We start from the raw sequence: 21,028 nt of genomic DNA on the forward strand, positions 1-21,028 counted from the left end.
TTCGGCAGGGGTCGTTTGCATTCCACTAAATAAGTTCTGTGCCCTCCCCACGGTCTATTGATTTGATGGTGCCGGTCGCGGCCTCATTAACCGTAATTTTATTGCACCTACCACGCCGTCTCAAAGACTTCCATCAACCAATTGTTCCACTTTTTAACTATACCACTATGTCAAATCTAGTTCAGCTTGCACAGAATTTTAACAAGCCGGTAGCGCTGAGGGTCAACGCAGCAGCCGACAAAGTGATTGTCGCCCAGAGAAACGGGAGGTATTTTTCCATTGACATTGCCACAGGCGTTTCATCCCAGATTTTCAAAGTACGGGCAAAAATCAATTCTTTTGATATTGACAATGACGGGGATACCCTATATATGGTAGGACCTGCCATCGGGTTATGGAAAGACAGGATCAGCGGTGGCCGCGCCCGCAGGCTACTCAGAAATCCAATCAATCCCACAAGTGTGTTGATCCTGAATGACCAGACAATTCTGGCCACCGAGGACAGCGCGACCGGCAGATTGTTCGCTTTGAACGAACCAGCCCGAACACTGGATGTTCTGTCCAGCGACCTTAACCAGGCTGTTGTAGTCCTGAAACAGGAAGTCACCGGAAGAATTCTTGTAGCCGAAAATTCAAATGGAGGTCGCATTCTCGAACTGATCAGTGGGGGTGCACCGGCTGTACTTTTCGATAATCTGGGCGATATCGCTGATGCCTGCTGGACAGACATTCATCAGCAGCAGCTGTTCATCGCTGACAGATCCGGGAAACGTATATTAAGTGCCGATATACAGCAGCCCGCTATTGCCCCGGCAGAGATCTTTACGGGCCTCACTGAACTTTGGGCCGTACAAGCTATTGACAACGAACGTGTTGCAATTGGATGCAAGGAAGAAGTACTGATCGGCGAACTCAGGTCAGACCCGGTTACGCTAAAAGTACCGGATGAAGAGCTTTTCATCTCAGGATGGGTGAGGGTTCCGGTCAGGATTAACAAGCCTACGATCAATTTCGATGATCTCCAGTTCTTTGTCCACCCCAAAGAATCGGGTGCCATGATCTCTTATTCAAGGGACAACAGCTTTGATCCATCCAAACCGCACATCATGCTGACCGCCGGCTGGATGACGGGTAAACACAAACTAGAAGTAGTCCATCAGGGCAATTCCATCGCCAGTACCGTATTTGAAGTGCTTGACAACTGGACAAAAAAGGACTACGGCCCACCGGTTTCTACTTTCGGAAATGTGGAATCGGGACCATCAGGCGGCACATGGGGCGGGCCCGACAGTGGGGATTTCCAGGTACCGCAGAACGTAAATGTGATCCCCGCACTCGGTACCCGGAATATCGGCCTCGTTCTGGTCGACACTGCCAGCGGCCGCTACCCGACCGGCGCTGCACTGACGACGATCATCAATGATTTTCAAGATGAAATGGTTAACGGCGTCGGCGCGCAGAACCGGTCGGTTTCCCGGTATTTCAACGAGGCTTCAGGCGGTGTCTTCAACGTGAACCTGGTTGGCATAGCCGGGCCTGTTATGCTGCCGAATAACTGGGAATCGTACTTCACACTGGGTACAAACTGGGTTGCGAACAACGGCCTGGACAGCACTATCATATCACAGATCGTGCAACAGAATATGGCTGCCCAGCAAGCAGGAAACCCTCCTATACTGGATCTTTCCCAGATAGATTCCCTTGTATATGTGGTGAGAAGCGTTAATCGGACTGCTCCCGATGATGATCTTTTTGTGTGGCCGAGGGCATCGCTCAGTACTACCCAGCAGCTGGTCGGTGTAGATATGTCGGGCGGTTTTCCTGTTCCGCAGTTCCGTGGCGTGGCAAGGGTATTTATGCCCGACGACTGGGCGGCGCGAGATGGTGCAAGGCAGTTTCACGAAACTGTTGCCCACGAGCTTGGCCATAATCTCGGGCTGAACGATCAGTACGACCAGAGTTCTTTCAGTGCGGATGCGTCGAGCCGGATTGCGGGCTTTAACCCCAATCAAAGCTGGGAGCTGATGACCTGGGAACGCGACCTGCCTTTACCTTCTGCCGCGCACCGGCTGATGCTCGGATGGCTCAACCCCAACCAGATCCGGATGTATAACTTTGGTGTTTTCGGAGCGATCGATGAAAACATTACACTTCATGCCACCATGGCCGGACCAGTGCCTGCGGGCCGCTTTTCGGCGGCGGAAGTCAGGCTGGAAGATGGCAAGAACTATTACTTTGAATACCGGCCCAGCGTGGCGGGTGTTACTGCTGACAACAATCCGCCAAAAGCCAATGCTGTACTGGGAACGGAAGTAATTTTCCGGGCTACCAACCCCAGCGACAGGCCCAATATCCTCCGTGTGGAAGAGGATGTGGACGCTGTCACCGACGAGGGTTCGTTTTCTATTACCCAGGATTTCAGGGACAGGGACACTACCACACCGGGATTTGAACAGGATTTTATTGTGGACGTCACCAATACCACAGCCAATGCCGCAACGATCCGCGTTCGTTATGCTGCCGATCTGAAACCTGATCCGGCTTTAACTCCCTGGTCACCGGGATCAAACTGGCAAAGTCCTGACATCGAAGTGTTGAACGGCCGTAACAGTTCCGATCCGGCGTTCCGGAATATTCCCTGGGAGGGACATAACAATACGGTCATTGCGCGGGTTACCAACAGAGGTTCCAGCGACGCACACAGTGTTACAGTAAGGTTTTTTGCCAAAGACTTTACTTTTGGCGGAGGCGCAGAGTCACCTCTCGGTCAGCAAACACTGGATGTACCGGCGGGGGCCACGGTTACTTTTACTGCACCGGATGTATGGCGGCCTGCTACCATCTCAATCCCGTTTGGTTCGATTCAGTATAGCCAGCATGCATGCCTGGTCGCACGAATGGACCCGTTTCTTGATCCGGTCAGCAATATCTGGGAGGTTACACCTGAAAACAATGAGGCGCAATCCAATTATACCTGGATGGCATCGACAACCAGCTCACCCGCATCGCGCGAAGCAACGGTACTTGTGGCCGAAAATACCCTGAAACATCCTGCGATAGTCTATTTCACAATTCACCAGCCACATCCGCTCTTCCGGGTTTATCTCGATCACCGCTGGGTATTCCTGCAACCCGGTGAGAAAAAGCAGATCCTTGTCATGACAGAATCCTTGCTGGGCGATGAGCGTTTCAGCGAACTGACCAAGAATATGATACGACGGGAGCGACGGATCGCTACTAACCTGCGCCTTTCCGCATTGGGTGACACCGGCAGATCCTGTGCTGCAGAGGTAATCGGCGGAGCCTCCCTGCTCGTACTCACGGGCCTGGGTACCCATTTTGAAAGATTTGAAGCAGAGCATGGCATAGCGTTCGGCAAAATTGTCCGTAATGACAACGGAGACGGCGTAAACGGAAAAGTAATTGTTTCCATCAAAGAAAAAGATACGAGAGGAAGAAAAAGCGAGTCGTTCCGGGAAACGACGGTCTCAAACGGAATCTTCCGGGTCCAGATCGGCGACGTAAAGGATGTGACGGTGCAGGGCCACTACCTGGGACAATTGCTCCTTGCCCCCTGTGATAGCAAAGAGGTGCAATTGTGATTTTTTGATTACCCAGTCCTTCGCGGTTGGCGAAGGGCGGGGTAATTGATATTTGTTGGGGAGGGGGTCGGAAGGCGATTTCGAAAAATATTTGTCGCCAGCGATGCGCGATTCCGCTGGGATTGAAAAAAATTCGAAACATATTTTAGCCAACATTATGCGACGTCACAGGGGCAGAAACCATTCCAAAACACATTTGTCGCCAACAATATGCAACCCTGACAGGGTCGAAAAATTCCTGCGAAACACATTTCTACCAATATGTGACCCCGACGGGGTCGGAAGGTGATTCGAAAAATATTTGTCGCCAGCTATGCGCGATTCCGCTGGGATTGAAAAAACATTTCGAAACATATTTGCTACCGATATGCGACCCCGCTGGGGTCGGAAGACGAAACCGTCCCAGAACATGTTGTCGCCAACAATATGCACGCCCGATGGGATTGAAAAACATTCCGCAGACATATTTGTCGACAAAAATATGCGACCCCAACGGGGCCGAAAAAACCTCCAAAACACATTTCCAGCAATATGTGACCCCGACGGGGTCAAGCGACGATCTCGAAAAATATTTCCCCTCAACATTAAAAACCAAATTTCCCACTCCACCAAACCGCCAGGCCCCAGCGGGGCCAAATATCGGTAGAACAATGGTCGTTTACGGGAATTTTAAAGCCCCTGCGGGGCTTCCTGTTTGTTAAACCAGACCGATTTTTACAGGTTCGCGGGATTTAAAAGATTTGGTATCATGATTATTTCGATGTTTATGCCTGCCGGGATTAAACATTTCCTTTCGCAATTATTTACATTTATTCCTACACCTCGACCGGCTCCATTTTGGGTGTAAGCAAATGTATGGTCAGCCACGCTATCAGAAATGATACCCCGCATACAATGAATATAATATTATAACCGGCCACCATATTTCCGGCTTTTTTGTACATATCGAGGGTAAAACCGATAAACAGCGGGAAAAGGACACCCCCGATCGCCCCGGCCATGCCGCCAATCCCGATAACCGAACTGACTGCGCTTTTAGGCAGCATATCGGAGACAATTGTGTAAATATTTGAACTCCAGCCCGCATTGCCCGCTACTGCAAGACCAATCAAGCCGACTGCCACCCACATATCGGAAACGAAACGTGCGCCGATGATCGGCACCACGCATATCGCAGAAATCAGCAATGCAGTTTTTCTCGCTTTAGAAACTGTCCAGCCCTTTTTCATCAACCAGGACGACAACAAGCCACCTCCTATTGCACCAACAGTAGCAGCTGAATATACAATCACCAGCGGCAATCCGGGCTTTTTAAGATCAAGATTGAATGTTGTGCTGAAATAGGATGGCAGCCAGAACAGGAAAAAATACCAGATCGGATCTGTCAGGAATTTCCCCAAGATAAATGACCAGGTTGGCCGGAGAGAAAACAGTTTTGTCCAGGCTATTTTTTCGGCAGGTAGGTCAGATCCATCTGTTCTTTCATCGTCGCTGCGGATGTAGGCAAGCTCTGATGCGGAAAGCTTCTCATGTTTTTCAGGCTGTTGGTAAATAAGCCTCCACGCAATGAGCCAGATGAAACCAATGGCGCCGGTGATGATAAAGGCCGCCTGCCAGCCATAAACGCCCAACAGCCAGGGAACCAGAATAGGCGCGACGCAGGCCCCGATGTTGGAGCCTGAGTCGAGAATACCAGTGGCCAGCGCACGCTCACGTTTCGGAAACCATTCAGTGACTGTCTTTACAGCAGCCGGAAAATTTCCTGATTCACCGATCCCAAGCGATGCCCTGGCAATGCCAAAACCCAGGGTACTGTTGACCAGCGCATGGCACATGGCAGCGATACTCCAGATCGTCACAGAAATCGTGTAGCCGGTTTTGGCGCCTATTTTATCCACAATCCTGCCAAAAACCACCAACCCGATCGCATAGGTAGCGGTGAACGCCATCACGATGTAGCTGTAATCCTGCTCCGACCAGTTGTATTCTTTTTCGAGCACGGGTTTCAGTAAGCCCAGTACTTGCCGGTCAAGATAATTGATGGTCGTGGCAAAGAATAGCAAGCAGCAGATGGCCCACCTGTAATTTCCGGTTGTGTTATTGATCATGATCGAACTATGAAAAAGCCAGAGCCTGGTTCACCATCTTCGCGCTGTCCTCGTCCAGAAGCAGCCAGGCATTTGACAAGGTACGTAAAATGGAGGATGGATAACGTTCCGAAATATCGTCCACCAGCGTATGGTATACTGCCTCCGCTTTGGAATGGCCGGGCACCATGCTGTAAATCGCCTTGGCTTTCAACAATGCCGGTACTGTGAGCGTGTAAGCGATTTCCGGCACCTCGTTGAGATATTCGAAACAGCCTTCGTTCACCTGCTGCTGCCGGCTTTCCACCTGCAGTTTCACAACTTTTACCAGCCTGCTTTCGTTGAAATCCGCAATAAACGGATCGTTGAAAGCAAGGTGGGTGTTTTCACCAATCCCCATGCAGGTAATGTCAGTAGGATACTGCAGCAATAGCGCTGAGTAGCGTTCACATTCTTCGTCGGTTTTTTCGACCGTCCCGTCCAGGCAGAAAACGTTGGCAAAAGGTACTTTGTCAAAAATCCGCTGACCCAGAAAATAGCTGAAATGCTGTGGCGCACCGGCGGGTAGCCCTATATATTCGTCCATGTGAAATGCATTGACCCGCGTCCAGTCCACATCCAGGGTAATGAGCCTGGCCAGAAACTCATTTTGTGAAGCCGCAGCAGCAAAAATGATGTTCACAAACTCCTGTTCCTGATGCAGTTCCCTGATTTTCTCCGCAACCATATTCGCAGCGTCCGCTCCCAGTTCTTCCCGGGTTTTAAAGATCTTAATCTTCAACTTGTCCGCTGTGCCTTTTCTAATAACCGACATTACTGTTTATTTTAAATTAATTGAAATTTGAATGAATTGGCAGTGCCGGTCAGAACCTGAATTTCACCCCGGCCCGTCCCCAGAAAGAATAAAACTGCTTCTGGTACAACCTCGAACGCTCCCCGAAATAATCCATCTGCGGCGCTTTCGTCAGGTTTTGAGCCTCCACGTAAACAGAGATCCTGTCCGTGATCCGGTAAGACGTATTGGCGTCGATCTGAATTCTCGCATTACGCACCACGTCGGTAGCATCCTGGTCGCCCAGCAATACGGTATATGCCCCGTTGTAATTGAGGTTACCCTGAATGGTGAATTTTTTGTGATTGAAAGAAAGCGATCCGTTCGCCGCGTGGTCGGCCTGGCCGGGCAACCTGAGGTCTTTCCTGAACTGTGCGTCCGCATTGGAATGCGTGTAGGTGTAGTTGGCCATCAAAGAGATGCCTTTCAAAATACCAGGCAGGAAGGTAAGGTTAGCCTGTACATTCAGCTCTACACCGAAAACATTTGCATTGTCCCCGTTCAAAGTCCTGAACCATCTCCATCCCTCGTAGCGGGCGGCACCATCAAACTCGTTTCCTACCAGTGCAAACACACTGTTATACTGGAATTTGTTGATCTTTTTGTAAAAAACACCTCCTGAAATAATCCCCAGGTTATCCAGGTACTTTTCATACATCAGGTCAAAATTTGTAGCAAATGCCGGTTTCAGCTCGGGGTTACCGTCCGTGATGGTTTCGCTCAGAATACTGATCAGGCGGCCCGGTACAAGGTCCACAAAATTGGGACGGGAATATCCGTAGGTCAGCGCCGCACGAACCAGTGATGATTTATCGATGTCGTATTTAAGCTGCAGATTGGGGAGTACTTTAAGATAGTCATTTTGCTTCCTGTTCGGGGAGGTCGATGCCCAGTTGCCGTCTGCATCCGTTTCTATGATGTTACCTTTGTAATCCACCTCTGTTCTTTCCAGTCTCACACCCGCCAGGAACATCAGCTTATTAAACTGGATCCGGTTCATGAGGTAGGCGGAAGAGACTGTTTCAGAAGCATCATAATAGTAAGAATCGATGCTGTTCCGGGTTGCACCTACATTGATCGGAAATAAGGCGCTCCCAAGGTTATCGTCCAGAAAACTGATGGTTTTATCTTTATCTACGCCCAAACCGAAATTGGTATTACCATCCAGCAGGTCGGAAGAAACTTCCGGCGATCCCGAAAAATTGGTAAGCCGGCCCGCGTCAGCTGCCCCTGCATAAGTGGTCACGATGGTCTCGTCGGGACGGAAACGCTTGTTATGCATGCGCTTCACTTTCACACCCGCCTTAAAAAATGCGGAATTGCTGCCGATCTGATAAGGAACGCTTGCATTGAGGCGTGCGGTAAAGTTGGTACCATTGGTCGTCCACCAATCCCTTTCAACCGTGTTATAGGTATAAAGAGAAGCATCGTTTTTCCAGTCGGTGCCGTAAGGCGCCAGATAATCTGTGCTGATGTCTGAAATAGCCAGCGGGATGTTTCCGGTGATAAAATTGTAAATACCCGATTTGTTAATGAATTGCGATTTGTTCATAAAAACACCCGCATCAAGCTTCACACTACCCAGTACAGTTTCACCCTGAACATTGAAATTGAGGTTACTGTTGTCTTCCGTTGCCGCCTTGATCTCGTTGTAGCCGCGTCCTCTTGAGTTGGTATATTCACCCTCCTCATTCAATACATTCCTGGCGGTCTGCATGCGGGTACGTTTACGGTACCTGGTCAGCTCGTTGTTATGATTGCTGTACATGAAGTTCGCAACGATATTGGTTGTCGGGCTGAAATTGTAATCGACTGTCGCCGATGTACCGATTCTTGTCCGCTGGTTTTCCACATACAAAAGCCTTACATCGGTCGGGAAATAAATGCTGCCGTTTCCGTAATCGTTTGCTTCCCACACCTGTGCACGGATCTCGTCATAGCCGTTTTTCGTCCGGAAATAACTTCCTGTCGCCATCAAACCGAGTTTCCCGTTCGGGCTTTTATCATCCGCAAAAAAGCGTTTACCCCATGACGCGTTTCCGATACCATTGAGGTTGCTGCGCAGATTGTTATAACCGGCACCCAGGTCTACCGAAAATTTGGATGTCAGGGAAGTAGCTGTGGGCGTTTTCATGTTCACCACACCTGCAATTGCGTCCCCGTCCAGGTCAGGCGTCAGCGTTTTGACCACTTCCATGGAAGAAAGCACATTGATAGGAATAACATCCAGCTGCGCGTTCCGGGAGCCATCTTCCTGGGTACCCATGATCTGCTCGCCATTCACATTGATGTTGGTAAAATTACCCGGCGTTCCCCGCATCTGTACCGTCGCACCTTCCCCGCTGCTGTTCCTGCCGATGGTAACACCCGGCAAACGCTGCAAGGATTCTGCCACGTTGAGATCCGGATAACGGCCCATGAGATCTGCCGAAATCACCTGTTTGATGTTATCCGAATTCCGCTGCTGGTTCAATGCCTTGCGCTGGCCTTCCATCACGGCGGTTACCGTTACTTCGCCCAGGTTAAGGTCTGCGGATTTCAGTTTTACATTCATAAAAACCGTCCTGCCGGCCACCACAGCCACTTCCTGCTCGTCGGGCTGAAAACCCATGTAAATGACTGAGATCGTCTGATTGCCCGCGGGGACATTGAGCAAGGTGTAATTCCCGGAAAGGTCCGTGGCAATACCGATCGTGGTGCCTTTGATAAAAACGGAGGCGCCGGGAAGTATTTCACCGTTGGCACCGGTAACCTGCCCTTTGATATTGCCGCTGCTGTGCTGGGCAAAGGCAGGTGGACCCATAAGCAGCAGCAGGCCCGCCATAATACCCGCGAGGGTAAGGTAATTAGTGAGTAGTTTTTTCATGATAATCAAGAGCGGTTATATTGAAGGATTTATTTGAATTTGTAGCCGATGTAATCCACCAGAAAACGAATGGCAAAAATGCTCCCCGTGTCACGGTTGGTAAGCCATACCTTTCCTTTTCTGAACCTTGTGCGTGTTTCCAGCACTGCTCCCCTCAAATTGGGATCAGGGTGGTTTTCCGCATACCTGTTATTGAGCAGCCACGTTGCCGACCTTTCTATGTTCTGGTCAAATTGCTTGTAGCCGTTTTGCGAAAGCTGTATCCATACGATACCCGCCAGTGCTGATGCTGAACCGGTTACGGAGCCTTTGTCGGGCTGCCGGCCATTGAGATAGTTGTCGTAAAAAATCGTCCCGTCCTTTTGCTGCGCATTGGCGAATACCTGCGCAGTGCGGGCAGCGGCATCCAGGTATTTTTTATCATTGGTCAATTTGAAAGCCTGTATCAGCGACTCGGCATACCAGAGTGAAAAGCGCGGGTGAAAAGATGTGGCTTCGGCGAAATTGGGCATAAAGCTCATCCATACGCCCTCAGGCCCCTGTTTTTCGATCAGGCTGTTGCAGAGGTTGATAAAAGCATCTTTGAATTTGGTGTCGCCCGAAAACTCGAATGCATCTTTGAACAACCAGCCTTCGGTATTGGGCCGAGATACGTCGAATAACGTTTGCTCCGCCTTGTTTTTCCAGAACGGACTGTTCTCTTTCAGCACTTCGCCGGTTTTGGCATCGATGTTGTCGTAGCAAATACCCTTTTCGGCATCGTACATATTTTTCAGCATCCAGTCAGCGGCGGAAGTCGCGACTTTGGCATACTTGTCGTTTTTGGTTACGCGAGAGAGTTCGTAAATTCCAGGCGTACCATCCGAAACCGTGGCAAAAACAATAAAATCCTCCCCGATCGAATCCCCGTGCCGGGCATCCACCATGCCTTTCAATACCGGGTGGTCTTTAATTTCCAGGCCCGCCCAGTAGTTGCCGCCTTTGATCGCAGCATCCAGGTATTTTTTGTTTCCGGTTTGCTTGTAGGCAGCGAGCAGCGCATTAACCGCCTGACCTGTATGCCAGGGCACTTCGTACTCGTACCATTTGCCCTCCGTCAGGTTATAATCGCACCTCGACCGCCCTTTTTCATCCATCATCGGCCCCGAAACATACTTGGCGATCTGGTCCACTGCACGTACAAAATCTTCTTTTTTTGGCTGGGCACGCGCGACCGATGTCCAGACGGATAAACACATGATGAGTAATAAATAGTGGGTTGGGTTATTCGACTTCATAAGTTTTATTTTTAGAATTCGTCTGATACTTGTGTTTGGTGTTCACGACCTGTATTTCATCGCGCAGCCTCATGCTGAAATGCCAGGGTACGCCCGTTTCCTGAGGTATTTTTAAAAGGAACAAGTGCGTTCCCTTCGGAAGGGAAACCGGTATTTTCTGGTCGTCAACAGCATTTCCGTTTCCCGAAATGACACCTACTTTTTTCCCGTCACAAAAAACTTCCGTCCCGGCGGTAGCCCTGACAAAAACCTCGCTGACTTCCTGGCCTGTGATATTGAGCGTGCAATATGCATAACCGATCGCGGGGCCGGTTTTCCCAAAATATTCTTTCAGATCGATCAGACCGCCGCTTTTTGAAGCAAACTTGTGCCAGCGATAGTTTTTTTGCTTATAGGTGGCAATGCCTCCGGGAATAGGCGGCTTGTTGTACTCATCGTTTTCCGAGTAGAGAAATTCCGGAACACTTCCCTCCTTTTCGGACGGGAAAGGCCCGCTGAGCAACCAGTACGAGAAGTAGGTATGCGGGGTTTCATCAATATCAAAGCTGATCTGGCCGGGAGCAGGAAAAGCCGATGTCCCAGCGGCAGCCTTTCTCAATGCATTTTCAAGCGTGGCAAGCGCAGAGGTTTTCACATCATAAGTGGCCATGACCACATCCAGCCAGTACAGCTGATTTTCTTTCAGCCAGGCAGTTTTGAAATTATCCTGAATCTGTAAATACCTTTCTCTCAGATTTTTGATGGCATCCGCCGACTGAACAATGATCTTTCTTGCCTCGGCAGGTTTTTCATTTTTCAGCGCCTCCCGGTAACGTGCAGCCTCAGCCGCGAGGACCAGCCGGGAATCCATCATGATGTTATACTGGGCAATCGAATGTGCCAGCGTGCTGATGTCATCGTGATTCAAAGCGGCCTTTGTTACGGCAAGAAGATCTCCCGCTTCTTGGAGGATCTTTTTCGCTTCGGCTATGGATGTATTGTTGAGCCACAACTGTTTCCTTTTTGCGGGTAACAATTCCTGCTGCCACAGTACATCGTTCATATTGTAAGTCAGCGGCAAACCTCTTAATTCCAGCAGCTTAAAAACCGCTTTGACATAGTTGTTATTGGCTGATCCATAAGCCGTTTTGCTGTATCTGGAATCAAAACCGGACTCATTTTCAGCAGCCAGGTTCCAGCTTTTTTCAGCAGCTGCATATACGCCGTACCAGTCGCCGGAGAAAAGATAGGCACCGCCGTCGTCCCACAAAGTGGTGAATACGCCCGTGGCTCCCTGTGCTTTGCCTGCTTCCGAAAATCCCTTGATATTGGCCTTGGCCATCACCATGTCGGGAAACATCCGGTAGGAATTCAGGATGCCGGGGCAGACCATAAATTCCAGTCCGCGGCTCGCAAATGGTTTGATCCAGCGGTCGTAGTTTTTGGCGTCGCCGTACTCCCAGGTCAGGTAAATCACGTCTTTGGGCAGCATATCCATGATCTTTTCGTGCTGCAAAGCCACGTCGCCCCAAAGCATCATTTTTTTATTATGCTTTTTCAAAACCCCGTAAAGGAAAGTCAGATGGTCCGCATAAAACCTGTCCGGGCCAATGCTATCGATGAATGCTTTCGATTTTCCTTTGTTGAGGTCAAATGTTTCGTCACAGTTCACGTTGAACCAGGGCGCGTTGAAAGCCTCGCAAAGTTCTCCGATCACATCTGCCAGGAATTGTTTTGATTTCGGATCAAGTGGCGAAATCAGTGAATGGGTTTCACCCATCGATTTGTACTGAGGCAGCGCCAGTATTTTTTCAAAATGCCCGAAAGACTGAAACCCGCCGATCAGTTTTACGTGATATTGTTCTGCATAGGCTGATAATTCCTTGATCTGCGCAATGGTCAGCTTACCATTTTTGGGTGCAAAATCCGGGTGGGAAATCGGCTGCACCACATGTTCGATGTAAAAAGACAAGTAGTTGACTTTCAGCTCCGCCAATCGCCTGATCTGTTTTTTGATATAATCCAAAGTCGAGATCGGTCCGCGGCTGATGTCGTCGAAAATAACACGCGTCGGGAACGCCGGCCAATCGGCTATGAACAACTCCCGGTCCCAGTTGGCACGGGTAAGCTGACGTAATGTTTGCAACCCATAAAAAAGTCCGGTTTCGGTACTGGCAGCGATGATCGTTTTGGCGGCGCTGGCCTGCAAAATGTAGCCCTCGGTGCCAATGCTGTCCCGGTAGTTTTTTGATCTGGCCAAAAACCCGGCTTCGCTCGCCGGAACATTATCCAGAAAAACAAGCTCGACGACCTGCTGCTTTGTATTTACCAATATCTTCTGTTCAGAGGCGAAGGCTTCCCAATGTGATTTCAGCCTGCCCGATTGAGCTGCTGTCAAGCCGGTTACCTTAAAATTCACACGACCCGGAAAAGTCATTCGCCCCGGTTCTTCCCGGACAACTTGCGGAAACGGCAAAACGGGAAGTACCGCAGCGGCGTTCTCCGCCGGTAAAGCCCAGACACCCTGGTTATTGTCCGGCATGGCAGCAAGCTTTTGCAGCATTATGCATTGCAGGATCATTAAAAACAGTCTTCTGCTCATTTATTCTAAATTTTTCGTCTCAAAATATTTGTAACTGACCGTCGCACTGTTATTGCGGGAATTCAGTTCCCGTCTGTTATTTTTTACGCTTACGGTAATTTGATTGCTGCCGTTTTTGGGTTTAAAATCAAATTTCACCGGCTGCATACGCGGATGCAGATCGTTAGGCGCCTGCACGGGCGTGACCGTGCAGCTATCTTTTTCTATCCCATTGACAATCAGATAGGCCATCGATTCTTCCGAAACCGCATTCCCAATATTATGCACCTGACATGTAACCTGAACCCTGCCCGGCTTGCCCGGAGCTTTCGCAACAGCCGAAACCAGGATATCCCCGGCCGAAATAGCCAGATCTGCCAACGGCCTATCATCCCGCGCAAACAAACGCTCCTGAACTATCCTGATAACAACTTCCTGCCGGGCAGGCAGCGAAACAGGGATCAAACCCACTCGTTCCGTGATCGTAACCAATTCTTCCCGTAGTATCTTATCAGGAATTGTATCATCATTTTGATCCGTACCGATCGTCATTTTATAAACACCCGGCGCGAGCATCCAGGTATTCATTTCAATTTCTTTTGCGGCCCCTGCATTGTAAAGGGAAACAACCGCGGACGAAGTATCGCCCTTTCTCACAAAAACATTGACTTCTGTACCCGTATTCTTCCAGGTCGCGACCAATGCCGGAAACTCAAAACCTCTTCCAAAATGGCCGGTGTACATGCCTGTCAGCAAATCGCTGCCGCGGACATACACCCTGTCTGTAAACTTCACTTCACTGGTCAGCAGCGGGAGATTGTAGCGCAATGAATTCAGTATCTGGTCAAAACCGCCCAGCATTTCTTTCTGGTTGCCGGTAAGCTGGTATTGGTTGTAAGGCGCAGCATATTTTCTGATGAGATCATCAAACCGTTTTTCGCCGGTCAACCTGGCCGTCATGGCAAAAATATTTCCGAAAGGATTCGCACCGGCTGTTTTATCCTCCCCTCCATCCGTCAAAGTCTTTTCAACCCAATTCAGCGAACCTGGCTGGTATGTGTTTTCCGTTGCGTCACATTTTGTAATCAGTTCGGCAACTTTGTTCACTGGTTTGAGCAGCGTCGGATCGCCGGCCAGATAATGCATACCGGTTAAAAAGCTGTAGAGCTCACTGATGTGTCCCAGGTGATCCCATCGATAGTAATCGTACCGTAATTCGGGATCATACCATTTGTCCGAATACCCTCCTATTTTCTCCTTTTCAAAGGATACTGCCGGCGGAACAATGCCCGCAGGCTTTCCATTTTCTGCCCGCTCCGAGTCCTCTACCCATGCCTTCGACCATTCCGAAAACAGCCGGATCAAGACCGGGTTCCGGTTATACCATGCAGTCCATAGTCCGGTCAGCAATGCACGGGCATTGAGCGGCACATCCACACCGTAGGGTTCTTCGGGCAAAGTTTCTGTGGCTGAGAAATAGTAGGATTTGAAATGTCTGTGTCCCGAATGCGTAATCCCCGACCAGATTTTTTCAAAATTCTGCATACTGATCATGCCGCGCTCCACATAAGCCGGGTCACCATAACGCACCAGAAACATCCCTGCATGCGAATCTCTGAAAAGCTCCGCAGCGTGTTCGACATCGTCGATCTTTTTATCATAACCCCTGACCAGTTCACCACTGTTCCAGATCCCGTCGGCCATGCGGGTATATCCCTTGCGCGCAATAGCATCGTCGGCGCCGAGAATAGCGGGCAGCCACCAGCGCAGCATTTCCACATCGTCGGCATACTTTCCGCCGAGCTCTCCGTTGGGGGCTTGCCTGTGCTCAACCCACCAGTGAATGACTTTCAGCATCCTGTCCATGGCCTCACGCTGCAGAACGGCCCATTGCGGCGCTCCGTTCATATTCGTTTTTGACGAATACGGGTCTTCAATCTGGTCACCCTTGTACATGCTGATCAGCTCGTGACCGGGGAATGTTTTTGCCAGTTCAGTAAAAAACTCCGTTGCTTTACTGTCGGGTAGTAGCTCACTGTCTTCTTTGCTGAGCCAGTAATGTACTTTGGCAAGCAGGTAAAGGGATTTATGATAAATTGGATCGCGCGCATCGGCTACGATCTGATCCAGCAGGTCGATAGCGGCATACATGCGCTGGATCTGGTTCATTTTTGTCTTTTTCACCGCCTCCGACCAGCCGCCCTGTTCGTAAAACGTCTCGGCCGTCAGGTGTTTTTGTAAAATATCCAGCCTGTTGACCAACGCCGTATTACCTGGGCTTTTAACAAGTTGTTTTTCAATAGATCTGATTATTGCAGCTATTTCCCCCGCCTTCGTTTCCGGTCCTTTTGACAATGTACCAGCAGAAAAATCACCAACCGGCCTGAATTCCAGCCTGTAAATTCCTGCCATTTGGGATGCCCCCGTTCCCTTGATCCGCACAACAGCGCCCTCATTTCCGATAGTCACCTTTTTCCGCACAGATCGGTAAGGAAGCCGGAACCAGGGTGTAGTAATACTTTCTGTCAGTATGCTTGCATTCACCTCTATCTGCATCGTACATACCTCAACTCCCGGATACCCGACGGTAGCCAAAACAAAATATTCACCCGGCGGAATATCCGTCTTGAATACTATATTGCCTTTTCCCGTAACCCCATCGCGCAAAACCGGATCGGGAATGCGGTTATAAAGGGTATCAAAGGCATCGATGGGTGCCGTTATCCACCCGTAGGCTCGCTGGCTGGTATAAACCATGGACGGTGTAACCTGCACATAACCTTGTTCAATGCCCGACGACGTGGTACCCATATCAAAAAGATAGTTTCCGTCCTGCCTCCCGTATGAACTACAAAAGGTAAGAAGCGCTCCCGTGAGCAGAACTATGAATTTGACTAACGGCACAAGGTATACGTTTTATAAGAGTAGTGCTTTTGAGTAACACTTAGCTTTTTGGTCAGGGATTGTCATTGGTCGTCATTTATTGTCATTCGTTGTTATTTGTAATCACATGCGGTTAGTTGGTATTTTCTTCTTCTATTTCCCGTCACTCGCCGACAATAAATGACCACACATGACCACACATGACAATAAATGTCCACTTCCTCATTCCAGCCTAACTTTAACGTTCTTCGACTCAGCATCTTTTTTCAGGAGATTGCCCGACGGAAAATCGTAGCTTTTTGCTGCCAGTATTCCATTTTTACTTTTTTCTACCATTACCAATGTCGGTGTTACTTGTTTGGCAGCTATATCCAAAATCGAAAATGACTCTGCATCCGATATGAAAAAGGCAGGCCGCTGCTCGGGTGTTTTGGTACTGAGGCTGATACCCGACATGTTCAAGCCTTTCACATGACGGATGAAAAAGCCATAAGAAGGCAGTTTACCAAACATCGTCCCCTCGGGGTAATGATCTTCCAGCTCTTCTATTTTTCTGCTAACGTCCGCCGCCATGCCCCCGCCTGCAAATTCGACCCTGATATTTCTTAATGAAACATTTTCAACATAGGCGTTTCCAACTCCGGAAACCGAACAGCCCGTAATGCCGGCATTTGTGGCCACTATATCAGAAATATTGATATTCTTCATTTTCCCAAGAGGTGGCGTAGGCGCCGTGGCAACATATTTGCGGGCGCGGTTGCCCAGCCTGACAAAAATCGGTACTTCGGGACCATCTATCACCAGGTTACTGACGGTAATCTGTTCCATTATTCCCCCATCGACCATTTCCATAGCCAGCCCGCCTATGCCCGCAGGCTTGCCATAAATCGTCTTTTCCTGGGCCGAAGGCTTGATCACGCAATTTGAAATGGTAATGTTCCGGAACCCTCCCACCGACTCTGTACCAAACTTGATCGCGCTGCAATGGCTGCTGAGCACGCAATTGGTGATCGTAATATGTTCTGAAACAAGAGGCGAGGTGCTTTTGATAGTGATACCGTCGTCGTCCGAATCACCGGTAACATTCGAAACCGTAACATAGCTGCAACCATCGATGTCCATCATATCGTTATTTTTATTCGAATGGTTCCAGATACTGATGCCGTCGATGCGCACCTTTTTGCACCCCAGATAATGCTGCATCCAGAAAGCAGAATTGCGGAGCTGCACGTCCGTGACAGAAACATTTTCGCAGCCGGCAAACCACAGCAGATATGGCCGGTCTCTGTAACGGTCTGGCTTTTTCAGGGTTGTGGTAACAAAAGCAGCGCCCTGGCCGTCAATGGTTCCTCTGCCTTCAATGGCTACATTTTTTTGATTTTTACAAAAAATCAGCGCCTGCTTCGCCCAGTCTTCACCATAGAACGGGATACCGGAGTTCTGGTACGGATAAAACCGGGAAGCAGGCTGTCCAAGCAAGGTTGAACCTGCTGAAAGATGAAGGGTTACGTTGCTTTTCAATACGATTGTGCCGGTGAGGTAAATGCCCTGGGGTATGTACACCGTGCCGCCGGTAACCGAGCAGGAATCTATAGCCTTTTGGATAAACAAGGTGTTGTCAGTGGTACCGTCACCTACGGCGCCTGAGTTGCGGATATCGTAAATCTGTGCCCACAAGCTTTCCGCCAGCATCAACTGAAATAGCGACAACATAGTCAAAAACAATCCGGCCTTCCACTTTCTAATCACACTCATTAAACTTTAATTAATTAACTATAAACACTTTGTATAAAATACCGTGGTACTTATCCTCCTCTAGCCACCCGCTCCCGAAGCCAGTTGGCAGTCCCCTTATACGCTGCATCAATATCGGCTATGGGCGTTTCCGCACCGCCGACGTCGATAGCAAGTTTCCCATTAAAATCGATTTCCCGAAGTACCGAGAAAAAGACCTCCCAGTTGATATTACCTTCACCAGGCGCGAAATGACCGGCTTTCACACCATCATTATCCGAAATATGTATGTATTTGATCCTGTCTTTCAGCCGGATCAGACTCAATGGCAGATTGTCCCTGATCAGAAACTGGTTGGCTGTATCCAGGTTGAACATCAGATTCGGAGCGCCCACCGCCTCAGCAAAAAACAAAAATGAATCGGTCGAAACCGTCAGGCTGCCTTCACATGGATGCAGGTGATAATCAAGGCCGTACTTGGCAGCGATCCCGCAGGCCAGCCGGTAGGTTTCCGTCAATTGCCCCCAATAGTGTTCCCATTTTGAAGCAGGCAAAGGCAACAAAGCATCCATTTCGGCCCCGCTGTAATGCCGCATGACCGGCATATCGGCAGGATATTGCAGCGGCAAAAGCGGCCCGTTGTCCAGCACACCTTCCGCTCCGAAAAATTTTGCTGTTTCGCAGCCCATCTCAAAAGATTCCAGACATTCTGCCCTTTCAGATGCAGTGAGATCACCTCCCAGCTGCGGCAGCACCACGCAAAAAACCGGTACCGAGCAGCCATGTTTTTCCAGCACGTCCCGGACGGCCGTTTTGTTTCTAAGCAGGTACTGAATGTTCTCTTTACCGATCCCTTCGAGCTCTATGGACGAAAAGCCCAGCGCAGCCATTGCTCCGATATGTTTGACCGTATCGGCGACCGGCGGCGGGTATCCATACCGCGAGATGATATAGAGGTACGCACAGCAAATATCCATGGGGTTATTCATCTTAATTCGTTTTCGATGAATTTTCGTGCACGTGCACGAAAATATTCAAAATAAAAATACCCTAGTGTGTAGCTGGTCTTAAAATATAAATCTGTTGGAGTGAATTGAAATCGTGCACGTGCACAAAATTAGAATAAAAAAATAGACAACCAAATTATTTACCAGCTTTTTCATGTTTCAATCCAATAATAGCGCTCCAAAAGGTAAAACAGGGAATGATTAATCTATTAAAATTGAAAAATTCAGTTCTTTCACCATCCTCAGCATAATTTCGATGCTACCGTATTTTCCTCTTCATTTTTTTAAAACCACACGGTAAGTCACAGATTTTGTGAAGCCATGGCCCGGAGGCGCAATTTCCATTTCGACGGGGAAGGCGCGAACCGCAGGATAAGGTGTCCAGTAATCAGCCGCATCCCGGCCGACGACCAACTTTGCAGACCCGTCGGTTGTAAAAACAAATTCCTTTTTTCCACCTGATATCGCAACTTTTGATTCACTTTCCTTCTTAACCTGCATACCGGGTTGCATGATGAACGGTTCTGTGATCACGACCACCGGAAAAGCATCATGGTAGGTCAGGTCTATTTTCTTTTCGATAAATTCATCAGAAAATGTGTAGGTAATATGGTATGCCACGCCACCGTTGATCCAGTCCCTGTTTTTCAGTTCCCCCGTTGCCTCCACACGAAATCCGCCGTTTTTCAGCGTAATAGTGGCCAGACGTGCATCGAACTCAAACAGATTGGTAAAATAGCCCAGGGAATCCCGGTAGGATATTTGCGGCGTAAGACATTTTACTCCGGGCGCTTCCGGAAAACTCATGGGCTCCGGACGTGAATATTCGGTCACGCTCGATGCCTGTAGTGCGCCATGGCCCTCAACCCACAAATACGAAACTGCACCTCCATTGGGACGGAACATATATTTACTTTTTGCCCCGGCCTTCTGGTCTTTGTACCGATAGCCGGTTACTGTGGCCATGAAATTTTTTGTCCGTACCTGCACCACATCGAGATTGCTAAAATGCTTCATCCAGCCTTTGCTTTCCGAAGGCAGCGCAGCATAGGGCCGGGAATCTTTTACTTCCAGCTGGTAGGCCAGTGCGAGGTTCTTGGCTTTTGTAAAAGTGGGATAAATGCAAGGCTGGGTTTTGAAAACCTCACTGTGCTGAGGACCGTAGCCGATGAGCCCGTACGGTAATATGTTCCGTCTGAGGAACAACAGGTTTTTGTAAGAAGCACTGGCATACCGCTTGTCTTCATCCGCATACATGGACAACAGCGCCTGACACCCGTCCGAAGTAGCACCACCGTACATGGTCCATTTATTCGAACGTATGCCCCAGGAATTATCAAGCGAACCATCCGGATAAATAAAATACAGATGTTCTTTGAGCGAATTTCGTACACGGTTATTGACCAGCGTATCTCCGGTTATTTTTGCATAAAGGCCCAGTCCCCAAAGCGACATTTCCATTTCATAACCCAGATCAATGCCGAGTTTGGCACCCAATCCCCTCCCGCCTTCTCCGTTGATAAAGCCTTTTTCGTCCATTTTCGATACCGTCCTGTGCGCAAGCTCGGTTGCCCGTGTGCGGTACCGTTCGGTGCCTGTAAGCTGATGGGCCTTGGCCAGCGTCGCCGTGGTGGTGGCCACATAGTTGATGCTGGCAAATTCGGGTTTCATGACCTTGTACAGATAATCTGCGGCTTTATGGATAGACGCGAGCCATAAGGCATTTTCCTGCCCGGTCAGTTCTGCTGATATGACCTCATGGGCAAGCATCAGCATCAACAGCTGGTCGGTGGTGGTACCTGTCCATTCTTCAGGGGTTTCTTTCCAGCTTCCGTCGGTTTCCTGCTGCCTGATCAGCCAGGATGCCGTGTTTTTGGCTGCCTTTAAATAACGTTTTTCTCCAGTGATTTTATAAGAAAGGGCAAACGGGTAAACCGCCTCCGCAGCCCGGGTATGCAGCACATTACAGTTTTTACAAATCAGCGCTCCGCAGTCTTTGTGATCCTCTCCGTCTACCTGCAAAGCCATCAAAACGTCGGCAAGCTGCAACAAGGTCGCCGCATACTCCTTTTTAATCTGCACAGACTGCGATATACCCGGGACCGTCAGGTACATCAACCCCCCAAAAACTAAAATCAAAAACCGTTTCATCAGCATTTGTAAAATGGACAACCAGTCAA

10 protein-coding genes are annotated in these 21,028 nt (G+C 49.3%); 1 reads left to right on the plus strand and 9 read right to left on the minus strand.

Annotation, left to right across the window (positions count from 1 at the left end; genetic code table 11):
• Positions 1-167 precede the first annotated feature (167 nt).
• The gene (locus tag FBF61_RS03060; protein WP_138475687.1) at positions 168-3,602 is read left to right on the plus strand and encodes a metallopeptidase domain-containing protein; all 3,435 of its coding nucleotides are present in this window, start codon (positions 168-170) and stop codon (positions 3,600-3,602) included.
• 815 nt (positions 3,603-4,417) lie between these two features.
• Here FBF61_RS03060 and FBF61_RS03065 read toward each other — a convergent pair.
• The 9 genes from FBF61_RS03065 to FBF61_RS03105 all read right to left on the minus strand — a co-directional run bounded on the left by FBF61_RS03065 (position 4,418) and on the right by FBF61_RS03105 (position 20,999).
• Complete coding sequence (locus FBF61_RS03065) at positions 4,418-5,710, minus strand: MFS transporter (protein WP_138475688.1); 1,293 nt, start codon at positions 5,708-5,710, stop codon at positions 4,418-4,420.
• A 7-nt stretch (positions 5,711-5,717) separates the two neighbouring features.
• Positions 5,718-6,503, minus strand: coding sequence for a 6-phosphogluconolactonase (locus FBF61_RS03070; RefSeq protein ID WP_138475689.1), 786 nt, complete (start codon positions 6,501-6,503; stop codon positions 5,718-5,720).
• A gap of 49 nt (positions 6,504-6,552) precedes the next feature.
• On the minus strand, positions 6,553-9,387 hold the full coding sequence (locus FBF61_RS03075) for a TonB-dependent receptor (RefSeq protein ID WP_205748216.1): 2,835 nt from the start codon (positions 9,385-9,387) through the stop codon (positions 6,553-6,555).
• 29 nt (positions 9,388-9,416) lie between these two features.
• Positions 9,417-10,664, minus strand: coding sequence for a hypothetical protein (locus FBF61_RS03080; RefSeq protein WP_138475690.1), 1,248 nt, complete (start codon positions 10,662-10,664; stop codon positions 9,417-9,419).
• Positions 10,651-13,245 carry a glycoside hydrolase family 20 zincin-like fold domain-containing protein gene (locus FBF61_RS03085; protein ID WP_138475691.1) on the minus strand — a complete coding sequence of 865 codons (2,595 nt, stop codon included), beginning with the start codon at positions 13,243-13,245 and terminating at the stop codon, positions 10,651-10,653. Before FBF61_RS03085 ends, FBF61_RS03080 begins: the two co-directional genes overlap by 14 nt.
• A complete protein-coding gene (locus FBF61_RS03090; RefSeq protein WP_138475692.1) occupies positions 13,246-16,128 on the minus strand; it encodes a CARDB domain-containing protein in 2,883 nt (960 codons plus the stop codon).
• 201 nt (positions 16,129-16,329) lie between these two features.
• The gene (locus FBF61_RS03095) at positions 16,330-17,862 is read right to left on the minus strand and encodes a glycoside hydrolase family 28 protein (RefSeq protein WP_229214896.1); all 1,533 of its coding nucleotides are present in this window, start codon (positions 17,860-17,862) and stop codon (positions 16,330-16,332) included.
• Positions 17,863-17,912: 50 nt separating this feature from the next.
• The gene (locus FBF61_RS03100; protein WP_138475693.1) at positions 17,913-18,830 is read right to left on the minus strand and encodes a sugar phosphate isomerase/epimerase family protein; all 918 of its coding nucleotides are present in this window, start codon (positions 18,828-18,830) and stop codon (positions 17,913-17,915) included.
• Between the two features lie 294 nt (positions 18,831-19,124).
• Positions 19,125-20,999 carry an ulvan lysase-like protein gene (locus tag FBF61_RS03105; RefSeq protein ID WP_138475694.1) on the minus strand — a complete coding sequence of 625 codons (1,875 nt, stop codon included), beginning with the start codon at positions 20,997-20,999 and terminating at the stop codon, positions 19,125-19,127.
• Positions 21,000-21,028: the final 29 nt, after the last annotated feature.

The organism is Dyadobacter bucti (assembly GCF_005869225.1).
In the GTDB taxonomy this organism is placed as follows: Bacteria; Bacteroidota; Bacteroidia; order Cytophagales; family Spirosomataceae; genus Dyadobacter; species Dyadobacter bucti.